Annotated in this window: 12 protein-coding genes; 8 read left to right on the top strand and 4 right to left on the bottom strand. The window is 36.9% G+C overall.

Annotated features, from left to right (window positions below; genetic code table 11):
- Positions 1 to 393 precede the first annotated feature (393 nt).
- From J1899_RS03765 to J1899_RS03750, 4 genes are all read left to right on the top strand, one after another.
- Positions 394 to 1,557, top strand: a complete 1,164-nt coding sequence (locus tag J1899_RS03765; protein ID WP_214477728.1) for a GerAB/ArcD/ProY family transporter — start codon at positions 394 to 396, stop codon at positions 1,555 to 1,557.
- Positions 1,496 to 3,085, top strand: coding sequence for a spore germination protein (locus J1899_RS03760; protein WP_214477725.1), 1,590 nt, complete (start codon positions 1,496 to 1,498; stop codon positions 3,083 to 3,085). The genes J1899_RS03765 and J1899_RS03760 overlap by 62 nt, the downstream gene beginning before the upstream one ends.
- Positions 3,082 to 4,296 carry a Ger(x)C family spore germination protein gene (locus tag J1899_RS03755; protein WP_214477722.1) on the top strand — a complete coding sequence of 405 codons (1,215 nt, stop codon included), beginning with the start codon at positions 3,082 to 3,084 and terminating at the stop codon, positions 4,294 to 4,296. Before J1899_RS03760 ends, J1899_RS03755 begins: the two co-directional genes overlap by 4 nt.
- Positions 4,297 to 4,399: 103 nt before the next feature.
- Positions 4,400 to 5,941, top strand: a complete 1,542-nt coding sequence (locus J1899_RS03750) for a sensor domain-containing diguanylate cyclase (protein ID WP_214477720.1) — start codon at positions 4,400 to 4,402, stop codon at positions 5,939 to 5,941.
- An 85-nt stretch (positions 5,942 to 6,026) separates the two neighbouring features.
- Here J1899_RS03750 and J1899_RS03745 read toward each other — a convergent pair whose 3' ends face one another.
- From J1899_RS03745 to J1899_RS03730, 4 genes are all read right to left on the bottom strand, one after another.
- Entirely contained in the window at positions 6,027 to 6,641 is a 615-nt protein-coding gene (locus J1899_RS03745) for a lysophospholipid acyltransferase family protein (RefSeq protein ID WP_214477717.1), read from the bottom strand.
- A gap of 176 nt (positions 6,642 to 6,817) precedes the next feature.
- The gene (locus tag J1899_RS03740; protein ID WP_214477715.1) at positions 6,818 to 7,243 is read right to left on the bottom strand and encodes a hypothetical protein; all 426 of its coding nucleotides are present in this window, start codon (positions 7,241 to 7,243) and stop codon (positions 6,818 to 6,820) included.
- A 54-nt stretch (positions 7,244 to 7,297) separates the two neighbouring features.
- On the bottom strand, positions 7,298 to 8,074 hold the full coding sequence (locus J1899_RS03735) for an alpha/beta hydrolase (protein ID WP_214477712.1): 777 nt from the start codon (positions 8,072 to 8,074) through the stop codon (positions 7,298 to 7,300).
- Between the two features lie 200 nt (positions 8,075 to 8,274).
- Positions 8,275 to 8,994, bottom strand: coding sequence for a YebC/PmpR family DNA-binding transcriptional regulator (locus J1899_RS03730; RefSeq protein ID WP_066449859.1), 720 nt, complete (start codon positions 8,992 to 8,994; stop codon positions 8,275 to 8,277).
- 483 nt (positions 8,995 to 9,477) lie between these two features.
- Between J1899_RS03730 and J1899_RS03725 the strand changes: the two genes are divergently transcribed.
- The 4 genes from J1899_RS03725 to J1899_RS03710 all read left to right on the top strand — a co-directional run bounded on the left by J1899_RS03725 (position 9,478) and on the right by J1899_RS03710 (position 12,801).
- Complete coding sequence (locus J1899_RS03725) at positions 9,478 to 10,383, top strand: AEC family transporter (protein ID WP_214477709.1); 906 nt, start codon at positions 9,478 to 9,480, stop codon at positions 10,381 to 10,383.
- A gap of 42 nt (positions 10,384 to 10,425) precedes the next feature.
- Positions 10,426 to 10,680: a hypothetical protein gene (locus tag J1899_RS03720; RefSeq protein ID WP_214477707.1), complete on the top strand. Its 255-nt coding sequence runs from the start codon at positions 10,426 to 10,428 to the stop codon at positions 10,678 to 10,680.
- A gap of 208 nt (positions 10,681 to 10,888) precedes the next feature.
- Positions 10,889 to 11,878, top strand: a complete 990-nt coding sequence (locus J1899_RS03715; protein WP_214477706.1) for a DUF3231 family protein — start codon at positions 10,889 to 10,891, stop codon at positions 11,876 to 11,878.
- Between the two features lie 407 nt (positions 11,879 to 12,285).
- The gene (locus J1899_RS03710) at positions 12,286 to 12,801 is read left to right on the top strand and encodes a DoxX family protein (protein ID WP_214477704.1); all 516 of its coding nucleotides are present in this window, start codon (positions 12,286 to 12,288) and stop codon (positions 12,799 to 12,801) included.
- Positions 12,802 to 12,863: the final 62 nt, after the last annotated feature.

The raw sequence follows: 12,863 nt of genomic DNA, 5'->3' as shown, positions 1-12,863 counted from the left end.
ATGGATCAAATTTTGTTAATTCCTTTTCAAATTTTTACATACTTTTCCTTTCTTTATGTAAAACTAGATAAAAGCTTAACAAAATAATAAATGGAGTTGTGTTTATGATCACGCGTGCCTCCTTGTTGTTTTTCTTTCTGACTCTTTTTCTAATCACAGCAATAGACTTTTTTCTCAAAAATTTTAATTTAAAGTGGGTTCTCACTGACTTATTTAACTTTAAAGAGAACCCTGGAAACTCCTTCTTTTTTCTAATTATTTTCCTTACTTATTCTTACAGTATAGCTGCAGATATTCGCATTAAAAAAAAACGCAATTCAGATTCTGAGGTTGAAAAGAAAAAATAGATCTCACATATTGATTCAAACTCTGAAGCTGTGAAAAGAGGATTTTATGTATAACACAATAGAAAAGATTTCTATTTATGAATTTATGCTTCTTATTATTTTATACGAAGTCGGCACTGCCATTGTGGTCATAATTGGTGCAGAAGCAAAACAAGATGCATGGCTTGCTGTCATTATAGCTACTGCTTTAGGACTAATTTTATTTTATATTTATTATCGCTCTTATTTAATGAAGAATGGAAGTTTTTACGAACTTCTTCTGCACTGTCTAGGAAAAAAAATAGGCACTGTCACTATTGCAGCTTATACCGTTTACTTTATTTATTTAACCAGCAGGGTTTTACGAGATTTTAATGAGGTTCTTTTAACGGTTGTGCTCCCTAATACTCCTATTGAGTTTTCCTCCATTTTATTTATGGGGGTTGTAAGTTATGTTTTATATTTGGGGTTTGAGGTTTTTTCGAGAACAACTGTTATTTTTGCGCCTTATCTTTTTCTATTTTTATTCGCCTTTGCTATTTTTCTAATTATTAATAGCAGTGTTGACTTGTCCAATCTTCAGCCAGTGCTGTCAGAAGGATTTAAACCTGTTTTAAAATCTATATTTCCAAGCTTATTAACTTTTCCATTTGGCGAACTCATTGTGTTTACTATTATATTTCCTCAAGTTGTTGATGCTGATAAGAGTTTTAAACCTATGGCTTTAGCTATCCTTACAGCAGGAATTCTTATTACATGCACCGTTATTATTAATATTAGTGTATTAAGGGAGTCAGGTTATTTACGGACCAACTTCCCTTTGCTGACAACTGCCCGGGAGATCTCTATAGCTGATTTTATTGAACGTCTGGATCCTTTTGTTGTGTTCATTGTCATGCTTGGCGTGTTTGTTAAAGTGTCCGTTTATTTATATTGTGCATTAAAGGGCATGGAAGCAATTTATAAAAAGCCTTATCGGTATTTTTCTTTTCCAATCGCTATGATAGCAGCAACTTCGTCTGTGGTGATTGCCTTTAGCCTAAATGAACATTTAAAAGAAGGGTTAGAGATTGTCCCTCTTTATTTACATGTTCCGATGCAAATTTTAATTCCCATGCTCATTTTTGTGATACTTCTCATGAAATCAAGGAAGAAGGGAGATGCAGAAAATGACAAAAACCATAAAAACGTTCAAAAAAATCGGGGTCAAGGAAAAGAAACTTCCACATGATCTTAATGTTCCAGAAAAAAAGTCAACTGTTAACCCCATTGAAGATCAAGTTGAACTATTAAAAAAACAAATGCATAACACAAGTGATCTGACATTAGAAGATATGTATGTTGGCAGCATAAAGTCAAAATTATGTTTTATTGATTCTATTTGTGACTCTACCTTCATTTATGAAAAAATTCAGCAGCCTTTAAGTTTAAATGGAGCAATTAATGAAGAAAAACTGCAATTAAATAGTCAACAGGAATTAACTCAGCTATTCTCAAGCGCAAAGCTCTATTTCTCTAAGGATTTAAAGGACATGGGCAAGAAGCTTATTGAAGGCTATGCATTGCTGCTTATAAGTGAGTTAGACATATTATGCTTTATAGAAGTAAAAGGCTCAGAAAAAAGAACAATCTCAGAACCAACCACCCAGACAATAATTAGAGGTCCAAAAGATGGCTTTGTTGAGGATATTCAAACCAATATAAGCTTGATCCGAAGCAGAATAAAAAATCAAAATCTTTGTTTCCGCAAGTATACAATCGGAGATGATACAGGTACTTCAGTCATTGTTGCTTATTTAGGAAATATTGTGAACGACAAGATATTAAAAGAGATTACACAGCGTATTGAAGATATTAAGACATTTGCTATTTTTGAATCAGCTAATATTGAAGAAATGATAGCAGATAAAACGTTTACACCTTTTCCTCTCGTCTATAACTCGGAAAGACCCGATTCTGTTACTGCTCATATTTTATCAGGAAAGGTTGCGATATTAGTTGATGGCACCCCCTTTGCAATTACTGCACCAGCAACCTTTAATGACTTTTTCAGCATCTCGGAGGACTATTATCAGCCCTTCTTTATGGCGACATTTTTACGGATCATTCGCTATTTCTCTTTTGTTATATCCCTTTTACTTCCATCCTTATATGTGGCTATCATTACATTTCATCATGAAATGATTCCGACAGCACTTATTACTAAAATATTTTCACAGCGTGAAGGAATCCCCTTTCCAGCTGTTATTGAAGCGCTGGTTATGGAATTAACCTTTGAAATACTGCGTGAAGCAGGAATCCGCATGCCGCGGGCCGTTGGACAAACCGTTTCAATTGTAGGCGGATTAGTCATTGGCCAATCAGCCGTAGAAGCCGGGATTGTTTCTAATTTCATGGTAATCATTGTAGCCTTGACCGCAATCGCCAGCTTTGTTTCACCAGTATACAATTTGGCCATCTCTACACGCCTTCTGCGTTTTATATTTATTATTTTAGGAGGAACCATTGGATTCTATGGCATTATATTAGGTTTAATATTCATGGTCGCACATATGAATAGTCTGAGATCTTTTGGGGTGTCATATTTGACTCCTGTAACACCTTTTTATCCGGAAGATCAGCAAGATACATTTGTTCGAGTACCATTCTTCTTCATGTTATCAAGACCAAAATTTTTAAAAACAAAGAAACCTGCACAACAGTATAAGGATAATTCTCCTACACCACCGCCAATCAAAGAAGAGGGGCAGAAAGAATGAAAAGAATATGGCTACTGCTTTTGCTAATCTTATCAACACTCCTTCTTTCCGGATGCTGGGATATAAAAGAGGTTAATGAAGTTTCTGTCGTGTCTGGATTAGCATTTGATAAAGGGGAAGAAAAACAATTTAGAATTACAATCGAACTGTTAAACCCAAATGAACTCTCTGCACAAACTAGTTCTGGTAATACAGCTAGCATCGTTCTGGGAGTTGAAGGTGATTCCATCCGAGATATTTCCCATAGACTAAATGAGGCCGTATCAAGAAAACCGATTTTTTCCCATATGAAAACGATGTTTATTAGCGAAGAGATTGCAGAAGAAGGCATTAAAGTTTTATTCGATGCCTTAGATCGAGACCGGGAAATCCGAAATGATTTTAATATCATTGTTGTAGAAAAACCTCATACTGCTGCTGATGGTTTGCGAATAACTTATCCGCTTCAGAAGGTATCTACATTAAAATTAAACACTCAAGCTGAAAATTTATATGAAGAATGGGGTGGCGACCCCAATGTACGACTTAAAGACGTAATTGATTCATTGGTATCTAACGGTAAAGAGCCTGTAGTCGCAATGGTAAAAATCATTGGAGATGACCAAAAGGCCTCTAATGCCCAAAACCTTCAAAACACTACTCCTTCAGGATATTTAAAAATTAATGGATTAGCGCTATTTAAAGACGGGAAGCTTATTGGAAAGCTCCCTATTTCAGGAACAAGGAATTATCTAATAACTCAAAACCAATTAAAAAGAACTTCCTATTTTATTACCTGTGAAAAGGAGAAAACCATTGATTTTTTCTTGAAAGATATTAGGGTAAAATCAAGTGTCCAGATGGAAGATAATAAACCTTCTTTTAAATTCACCATCATAGCAGAAGGAGATTTGCAGGGTACACAATGTCCCCAAAGACTTAGTTCATTTGTAACAACCCAAGAATATGAAGAAAGACTGAGCAAAAAAATTGAGGAAGATTTTCTCCAAACCATTAAGTTGGTTCAGGAGGAGTATAAAAGCGATGTCTTTGGTCTTGGAGAAATATTCTATAAGTCTTATCCAATGCAGTTTAAAAAAGTTCAGCATGTTTGGAATGAAGAATTTGCTTCTGTAGAAGTAGATGTTAAAGCCTCCGTACAAATAAGAAGAAATGGTTTTAAAAACGATTCATATATTTCTGAGATTGAAAACAAGGAAGTCGAGAAATAAAAACAGCTTAATTGCAGGATTGCCGATTGATTAGGTTGATAGTATACTCAACTTTATTATCCCTATAAAGAAAGTAGAATTGATTAAACATATGAAATTGAGTATGAAGTTTCTGATTTTAACATTGCTCAGCTTTACAATGATTGGCACCTTCGTTGGAAGTATAGCATCTAGCATTATCAGCAGCAGCAATCACTTAAAAGAGCATTACTCAGCTGAAAATCAATATTATGCTGAAAAATTGGCTGCTACAGCCAATCTGCTGTTTAAAGATATGTTTAAAAGCCTTGAAGTCGCAGCCAATAATACTTCCTTTAAAACCGCTAATGCTAGTGAAGCAAGTTTGGATTTAAATAACCTCTTGCAATCAACTTCTTACTTTAATTCAACATGGCTTGTTGATGCTAATGGCAAAATTGTGGCCACAGCGCCAGATATTAATTTTGAAGGCAGGAAACTGAGCAGTCCAGGTGCTATAGAAGCTTTAGAGAAAAAGATGCCATTAGTCAGTGAACCCTATATAGGAGCTACTGGCAGGTTCATGATTCTGGTTTCTGTGCCAGTTATAGATCAATCAGGTTTATATGCCGGCTATCTTGGAGGGACGATTTATCTTGAGGAATATAATAGCTTAAAAACGGTTCTTGGCCAGCATCCTCTCACTGGAAATAAATCTTATGTATATGTCGTTGATTCAAATGGGACGATTATTTATCATCCCAATAAACATTTTGTGAATAGGAATGTCCAGTCAAACGTTTATGTTCAGGAAGTCATGAAGGGAAAAACGGGAAGTCTTCAAGGGGAAAATTCAGAAGGTATTGATATGCTGGCTGGATATGCTCCTACAGCTGCTTCAATTGGCTGGGGGATTATCTCGCAAACGCCAGTCAATACATTAATGGAACCTACAATCGAGCTGGTTAAAAAGTCTATACTCAACATGATTCCATTTATGATTTTCATTCTAGTTTTTTCAATGATTTTTCTGACTAGAATCGTGCACCCTATTCGTGACTTAGCTCTTTATGCCCATAATATAAGCCGCAATAAACCTGAGCAAATAAAAAAAATACCAGCATGGTATTTTGAAGCCCGCGAACTCAAAAGAGCCATATTAGTAACTGTTGAACATTATCAAGCGCGACTAATTGAAGCTGAAAGCGAGTCAAAACGGGATCAGCTCACTGGGTTATACAATAGGCGGGCATTAGATAAAATGATTGAAGACATCAATCAATATTCTCTCATTTTATTTGATATCGATTATTTTAAAAGTGTGAATGACCAGTATGGCCATTTAATGGGGGATCAAGTTCTTCGTTATACGGCAGAAACCATTATGGCAGAAACGAAAAATACTGATTTTTGCTTCCGCTGGGGCGGCGAGGAGTTCCTTATTCTCCTCCCTGAAACAAAACAGGAAGAAGCCTATTTTATATCAGAACGAATTAGAGAAACATTCGCTCGCACTTTAAGCCCGATAGATAAGCCAATCACCATTTCGGCAGGTGTCGGAACACTGTATGAAACGTCTGATTACTTCTCCGAGCTGCTGCATCTGACGGATCAGGCATTATATGAGGCAAAGCATTCTGGCCGCAATACAACAATAAAAGCAAAAAATATACCTAAACTTAAATAAGTGAACAGCCGTGGCAATCACTAAGTTCTGTTCTCCGTACGCCCGCCGCTTGGCGGGCAATTTTTATAATCATGTAAGTTTCCGTTCATCCTGGCAATTGTTTTTTCAAACTGGCTTTTACCTCATCTTCAAGACCTTTCATTTTCAGCTCAAGCCGGTGAATACCTTCATCAATGGCATTATCTTTCTTGGCTGTCCCGCTAAATATCAGCGGTTCTCCGAAAGTAATAATCGCTTTCCTGCCTTTTAGAAGCTGTGAAAAGTTGGTTGGCCCTTCATAGTGTGCTGGCAAGATCGGGGCTTTTGCTTTTACTGCAATGGTTACCGCACCTCTTTTCAAGGGTACATCCTCACTTGTTCTGGTGCCGCTTGGAAAAATTCCTACACGTTGCTGTGCTCTCAGCAGCTTTAAAGGAGTCTTTATCGTACTGGGACCAGGGTTTTCTCGATTAACAGGAAAGGCATGGATGGAACGCAGGAACTTATTCTTCCATCTACCCTCAAATAACTCTTTTTTTGCCATAAAATGTACTGGTGTGGGATATAAAGCTATGGCCAATATAATCACGTCTACCCAGCCTATATGTGTGCATGTAACGATAAAGCCGGTGTTCTTTGGAATATGATGGTTCCCTTTTACTCTAACAACCTTAAAGATTCTTAAAAAGATATAAATAATAGTGCTGATAAATTTATACATCTCCCCCACCTCTTATCACTAGATTATAGTACCTAGTCATAATTATATAATGGATGAGTTTGTCTCGGCAATTTTTTTATTTCCTAGACTAAGATGGAATGTATTTCTTTAGGGAGTTGATTATAATTCTGAAAATCAGGAGAACAGTTCCCTGCTCTCCTCCTGATCTTCAGCATCTATTTGAGGTTGAATAGTTCCAAGGGCGGTTGTTGATCATTTTTGCAGGTAAAGAAGTGTGGATTGTTTTCATCGTCGAAGACAAGGATATGCGATGATTGTTCATCTGGAATAATGATGATGAGTTCATCGATATAACCATTCAGCCATTGGTTATTGACAGAAACACTTGGTTGTAATGGGATTTTCACCATATAGCCTGTTTTCGGCAACGGATCAAGCTTTTTGTAAACACCTGTGATTTGCTTAATCATCTTTTCAGCCTGGTTTTGAATCTTTGCATTTGGTGTAATAGTACTTGTGACTTCCCTTTTATCAACATTATAAATTTCTACATTCTTAGCTGGTGATGCAGCATTCGTATTTATAGGTATTGCTATCGCGAATAAAATGCAAAGCAGAACTGCCACTGTTTGTTTCTTCATATTATCACCTCATTCTTACGATGCCCTATTATAGTGATGATATGAATGGTCCAATTATAATAAAAATCTTAGCCCTCTGCTTAATGCTGCTGGAACATTAGACATATGATTTTCGCCTGCTCCTGCAAAAAACTCTGTCTCGAGATTAATCTTGGGGTTGAGGCTTTGTCTTTCGTACATCGCTTTTGAATCTTCAAAAATATCCCCTGCCATTTCCTCAGTGCCTGCAGTGATAAATAATTTTGTTGGGCTTTTAAGTTCACTATTGGTGGTAAATGCTGTTTCTAAGTTCAAGATGCTTTTCTGATCCCACCAAATGGATGGGCTGCTGACAAAATAGTTCTGAAAGCTGTTTGGCTTTTGGAACATTGTATATAACGCAAATAAGCCCCCGAGTGAATGACCATAAAGTGTTTGTTTTCGTACATCAATTGGATATTTTCGCTGAATTTCCTTATGTATTTTTTCAGTAAGAAGTGATAAAAACTGTGCTGCTTTTCCGCTCTCTGGCCATGGGTTTCCATCTGGTCTAGATGGAATGTTCTTTTCATCAACAGGTGTTGTCAGATCAGCAAACCTTCTTGGATGAAATCGCTCCTCCCCAGGGTATCCGATGCCTACAAGGATTAGAGGCGATATACCCGTTTTTTCAGGCTGGAACAATTGCAGTTGGGCTATTTCTGTGAACATTGTAAAAAATGCATTGGCATCAAGAATATACATAACCGGAAAACCTTCTGCTGGAACTGGTGTATTTGGTATTGAGACCATGATCTGATAATCTTGTTCCTCTGCTGCCCATTCCCACTTTTCTATTTTGTTTGAACTCATATGTATAACACTCCCCCATTAATAATGATTGCAAAAACAAAAGATAATGATAATCATTATCAGTTAAAATATACCTTATTTTACTACTTATAACAACCGGAATTTAATAATAGGTACACTTAAATTTAAATGTTGCCTGACACTTCTATATTAATGAGATAAAAACAGGCAGACCCAATTGGGTCTGCCTGCGGGAATGATTAGTCTTCTAAATCCACATTATGATAAACACGCTGCACATCCTCTAAATCTTCGAGGGCATCGATTAATTTTTCGAACTGAGCTTTTGCCTCTTCATCAAGTTCAACATCTGTTTGCGCCAGCATCGTTTGCTCTGCAACAGTAAATTCAGTAATGCCAGTATTTTTTAAAGCTTGCTGTACGGAATGGAATTGATCTGGTTCAGCATAAATAATAACGGAATCATCTTCTTCGATGATGTCACGCACATCCAAGTCTTCTTCCATTAAAATCTCTAAAATGTCATCAGCCGTTTTGCCTTCTAATCCAATTACGGCTGTAGCATCAAACATATAGGAAACAGATCCGCTCACACCCATATTTCCGCCGTTTTTGCCAAAGGCAGCGCGAACATTGGATGCTGTTCTATTCACGTTATTTGTCAAAGCATCCACTATGATCATAGAACCGTTAGGACCAAATCCTTCATAACGCAATTCATCATAGCTCTCATCTGAGCTTCCCTTAGCCTTTTCAATCGCACGATCAATAATATTTCGAGGCACATTGTATGTTTTAGCACGCTCAAGTACGAACTTCAATGCTTGGTTTGACTCAGGATCAGGCTCCCCTTGTCTTGCCACAACATAGATTTCAAGTGCAAATTTCGAATAAACCCGGCTCGTATTTGCATCCTTTGAAGCCTTTTTTTCCTTAATATTGTTCCATTTACGGCCCATATTTCCCACTCTCTTTCAGCTTTTAACTCTATAATAAATGAATGTATATGCTTGCATATACCGAATATGAACTATTCAAACCATATTATAGCGCAAACCTTTAGGCAAAAAAAGCATATGGCACTTAATTACATTTATACTGTATTTATATTTGGAATGGATCAGGAGAGTTTTTTCGATTTCTTATCAAGTTGTGGCTAATTCCTTTCGAATTTTTTGCTTTACTATCAAAATTTACCGTTTTCCTATCAAATTTCTTCGTTTTCCTATCAAAATTTGAGCTTTTCTAATCAAAACTTTTCAATTTCCCATCAAACTCAAGCTCTTTCCTATTAATTCCCATTGCCAGCGTTGCAATAGTACCAGAGCCTCGCCATCTTCCATTCACATTCTATAACCAATCACCACACTAAAGGGGTTCCGAATTTATTTTATTTTGATATACTGTTTTTTATAAACTTCAATTATGGGGATGAACATGTTTTGAATTTACTTATGATTATGCTGCCAGTTTTGCTGATTTTTGCTACTGGCTTTTTAGCACAGAAAAAATTCGGCTTTGATATAAAGTCTATTTCAAGAATGGCTCTTTATATTATGTCACCGGCTCTCGCTTTCCGAACGTTTTATGCAAATGAAATTACGATTGATTATTATTATATTTTACTGTTTAGTTTTGGGCTCAACATCATTCTCGCGCTGATCGTGGGAGCTGTCAGTTATTTTACCAAGGCAACCCGGCAGCAAATGTCCGCCATGATGCTTGGCGGTATTTTTATGAATCAGGGGAACTATGGTGCACCAATTGTTCTTTTTGCCTTTGGAGCTGCAGGCTTTGATTATGCGGTCATCATGATGGTCTTTCAATCTTTCTTAATGAATACAGTTGGATTATTTTTCGCTTCTCTTGGCGGAGAAGAAGGTGCCAGTATTAAAGAATCTTTACGAAGAATGGTAAGAATGCCAGTATTGCACGGTGCCATTTTAGGTGTAGTTCTCCAACTGACCGGAGTGAGTATTCCTGTTAATTTCATGGATGCAATCAGTTTAGTTGCAGACGCCTCCATTCCTACTGTCATGCTGATATTGGGAATGCAGCTTGCCGTTATTTCAAGAAAAAGAGTGGCATATCGTTTCGTTTCGATTGTTACGGTTATTCGCATGGTAATTTCACCTGTTATCGCCATTATTGCAGTCCATTTTATGCCGATTCCAGATTTACTGAAGCATGTTTTCATTATACAGGCTGCCATGCCATCTGCTGCAAATACAACCATGCTGGCAGTACAGTTTAACACAGAACCTGATCTTGTATCTTTTACGACCTTTATAACGACTATTTTGAGCATTATATCCATTCCGCTTATTCTAATTTACATTGGGGTATAGACCTTTAAACCGCTTTAGAAATTTTGAAAGGTTGTTACCCTCATGAAAATACTCAGCCATTCTTATCGAAAAAGAGGCGGAATTGAATTTGTTTTTGCAGAGTTTCCAAATTCCAAGGCCCTTCTTGTGCCAATTAAAAAATATTATTTCGTTAAATCTGTGCGCTGGAGTGCTGAGGATCCTCCAGTTACCAGACAAGACTTAGAAAAGATGGAGTTAGCCGTTAACGATTTGATGGGGACAATTGATTCTTATAAGCAAAGGATACATCCTCATTCCTATTTGAAGAAATACTAAAGCTACTTGCCAAATGGCAAGCCTGAAAGACAAAAACTTAATCGGACTAATACTTTTTGAAGCAGCTAAAAGGACAGAGGCGATTTGTGAATCGTTCGCTCTGTCTTTTTTTTATACATTTATCCTCCTTAACTGTCTTCCATTTTTATTCATAAGTTTTTATTAGTAGCAAATACTACTTATGCAATGAATATAAGGAGGTAAGCATATGGAAGACACTTCAAAGCTGACCGCTAGCGAGCTCTCAGTTCTAACCGGTACATTTATGGCAGAATCGTTATCGGTTTGTGTATTAACGTATTTTTTACAGCATGTACAGAATCCTGTCATAAAACCTTATATCCAGACAGGCCTTGAAATATCTCAATCAAATTACGATGTTATACGGAATTTAATGGTTTCAGAAGAAATTCCCGTTCCTGATGGTTTCACAGAAAACGACGTAAATATTCATGCAGAACGCTTGTATACCGATGAATTCATCCTTCATTATGCGATGAATATTGGACTGATGGGGGTTAATGCCTTTAGTTCAGCTCTTCCCAATGCTGCTCGAAAAGATATCCGTAATTTTTATGCTTCATGCCTTCAGTCAAGTACAAACTATTTTAATCAGGGAATTGATATCGCACAGGAGATGGGCAATTATATTTGGGCACCATATATCCCATATCCAACTGAGGTTGAATACATTCATTCCAAGAAGTTTTTAGGAGGATGGTTTGGAGAACAAAGACCACTGACATCAGTTGAAATTTCCCATTTATTTATAAACTTATACCGGAATATGCTTGGTTCTGTTTTGCTTATGGGATTCTCTCAAACCGCCAAAATTCCTGAAGTAAAGAAGTTCTTAAAAAGAGGCACTGAATTAGCGAAGCATCATTGTGATGTGTTCTCCGAATTCCTAAAGGAGAGCGATCTGTTTCCGCCAGCAAATTCAACTATACATGCTACCGCTTCAACAGACCCTGTCTTTTCGGACAAGCTCGTTATGTTTCATACAAAAGCACTGTACTCTGCTGGCATCGGCTTTTATGGAGCAAGTATTGGAACAAGCGCAAGAAGAGATCTAATCACAGCGTATACACGACTCATTACTGAGGTCGGTGATTATTCAAAGGATGGTGTGAATATCTCCATTGAAAAAAACTGGATTGAAAAGCCTCCATCTGCTCCAGATCGTAAAAAACTTTAAAATGAAACTACGACCAAGCGGGAATCGTTTATTCCCGCTGGCTGTTAGTTGTCTAAAATTTACACATGCTAACAGGTCTGGAAATGAGACATTCACAGCTTGCTAGGGATTTCTACCTTCTGTAATTGGAGAATCAATATAATACTGTGATTTTCCTCACAACATAATGTATTCGTATTCATTATTCTTATAAACTTCTTTCTCTGTAAATAGTTGAAATGACTCCCAATTTCCTAGCCTATAATTATTATATTTGTATATCTTATAAACTTTTGTTCAATATTTAGTCAAAACTTTATTACAAGATTGTGAATTTCATCACAATATTAGTGAGGAAAATCTGCTTCCATGTTATATTTTAAGTGTAATCAATAACATAATTCTTATCAATGAAAGGAAGATGTAAGATGATTAACAATTGGCTAAGAGAAAATAACATTGCTGCTGCTCTATTAACAGTTATTCGTGTATACTGGGGTTATTTATGGCTCACTGCAGGCTGGGGGAAAATTACCGGAGGATTCGATTCAACCGGATTCTTAACAAATGCCGCTGCAAACCCCGTTACAGGACCAGATGGCGGACCCGTTTTTGGATGGTACAGCAGCTTCCTTGAAAGCTTTGCCTTACCAAATGCAGAACTATTTAACTTTATCATTCCTTGGGGAGAGTTTTTAGTAGGACTTGGATTAATTCTTGGCTGCTTGACTACTGCAGCTGCATTCTTCGGAATGGTGATGAACTTCTCTTTCTTACTCGCTGGAACAGTATCTCACAATCCAACAGATATCTTAATGGGTGTCTTTATAGCAGCTGCTGGATATAATGCAGGTAAATTTGGACTTGACCGTTATGTATTACCTTTCCTTCGCAAGCAATTTAACAGAGCAAAAGATAGCAGCACAAGCACTAGCCGGGCTTAACACTTCCTTGATATAAATAAAAGAGCCATCAATCATTAGATTGATGGCTCTTTTTGTATGTA

The sequence above is a fragment of the Cytobacillus gottheilii genome, assembly GCF_018582665.1.
Classification (GTDB): domain Bacteria; phylum Bacillota; class Bacilli; order Bacillales; family Cytobacillaceae; genus Cytobacillus; species Cytobacillus gottheilii.
Note: the sequence above shows the minus strand (reverse complement) of the source record. Positions and strands in the feature narration are given on the sequence as shown.

Bases quoted from the DNA above. Each gene is read 5' to 3' on its own strand.
- J1899_RS03765 (WP_214477728.1), top strand. From the start codon at position 394: ATGTATAACACAATAGAAAAGATTTCTATTTATGAATTTATGCTTCTT.
- J1899_RS03760 (WP_214477725.1), top strand. From the start codon at position 1,496: ATGACAAAAACCATAAAAACGTTCAAAAAAATCGGGGTCAAGGAAAAG.
- J1899_RS03755 (WP_214477722.1), top strand. From the start codon at position 3,082: ATGAAAAGAATATGGCTACTGCTTTTGCTAATCTTATCAACACTCCTT.
- J1899_RS03750 (WP_214477720.1), top strand. From the start codon at position 4,400: ATGAAGTTTCTGATTTTAACATTGCTCAGCTTTACAATGATTGGCACC.
- J1899_RS03745 (WP_214477717.1), bottom strand. From the start codon at position 6,641: ATGTATAAATTTATCAGCACTATTATTTATATCTTTTTAAGAATCTTT.
- J1899_RS03740 (WP_214477715.1), bottom strand. From the start codon at position 7,243: ATGAAGAAACAAACAGTGGCAGTTCTGCTTTGCATTTTATTCGCGATA.
- J1899_RS03735 (WP_214477712.1), bottom strand. From the start codon at position 8,074: ATGAGTTCAAACAAAATAGAAAAGTGGGAATGGGCAGCAGAGGAACAA.
- J1899_RS03730 (WP_066449859.1), bottom strand. From the start codon at position 8,994: ATGGGCCGTAAATGGAACAATATTAAGGAAAAAAAGGCTTCAAAGGAT.
- J1899_RS03720 (WP_214477707.1), top strand. From the start codon at position 10,426: ATGAAAATACTCAGCCATTCTTATCGAAAAAGAGGCGGAATTGAATTT.
- J1899_RS03715 (WP_214477706.1), top strand. From the start codon at position 10,889: ATGGAAGACACTTCAAAGCTGACCGCTAGCGAGCTCTCAGTTCTAACC.
- J1899_RS03710 (WP_214477704.1), top strand. From the start codon at position 12,286: ATGATTAACAATTGGCTAAGAGAAAATAACATTGCTGCTGCTCTATTA.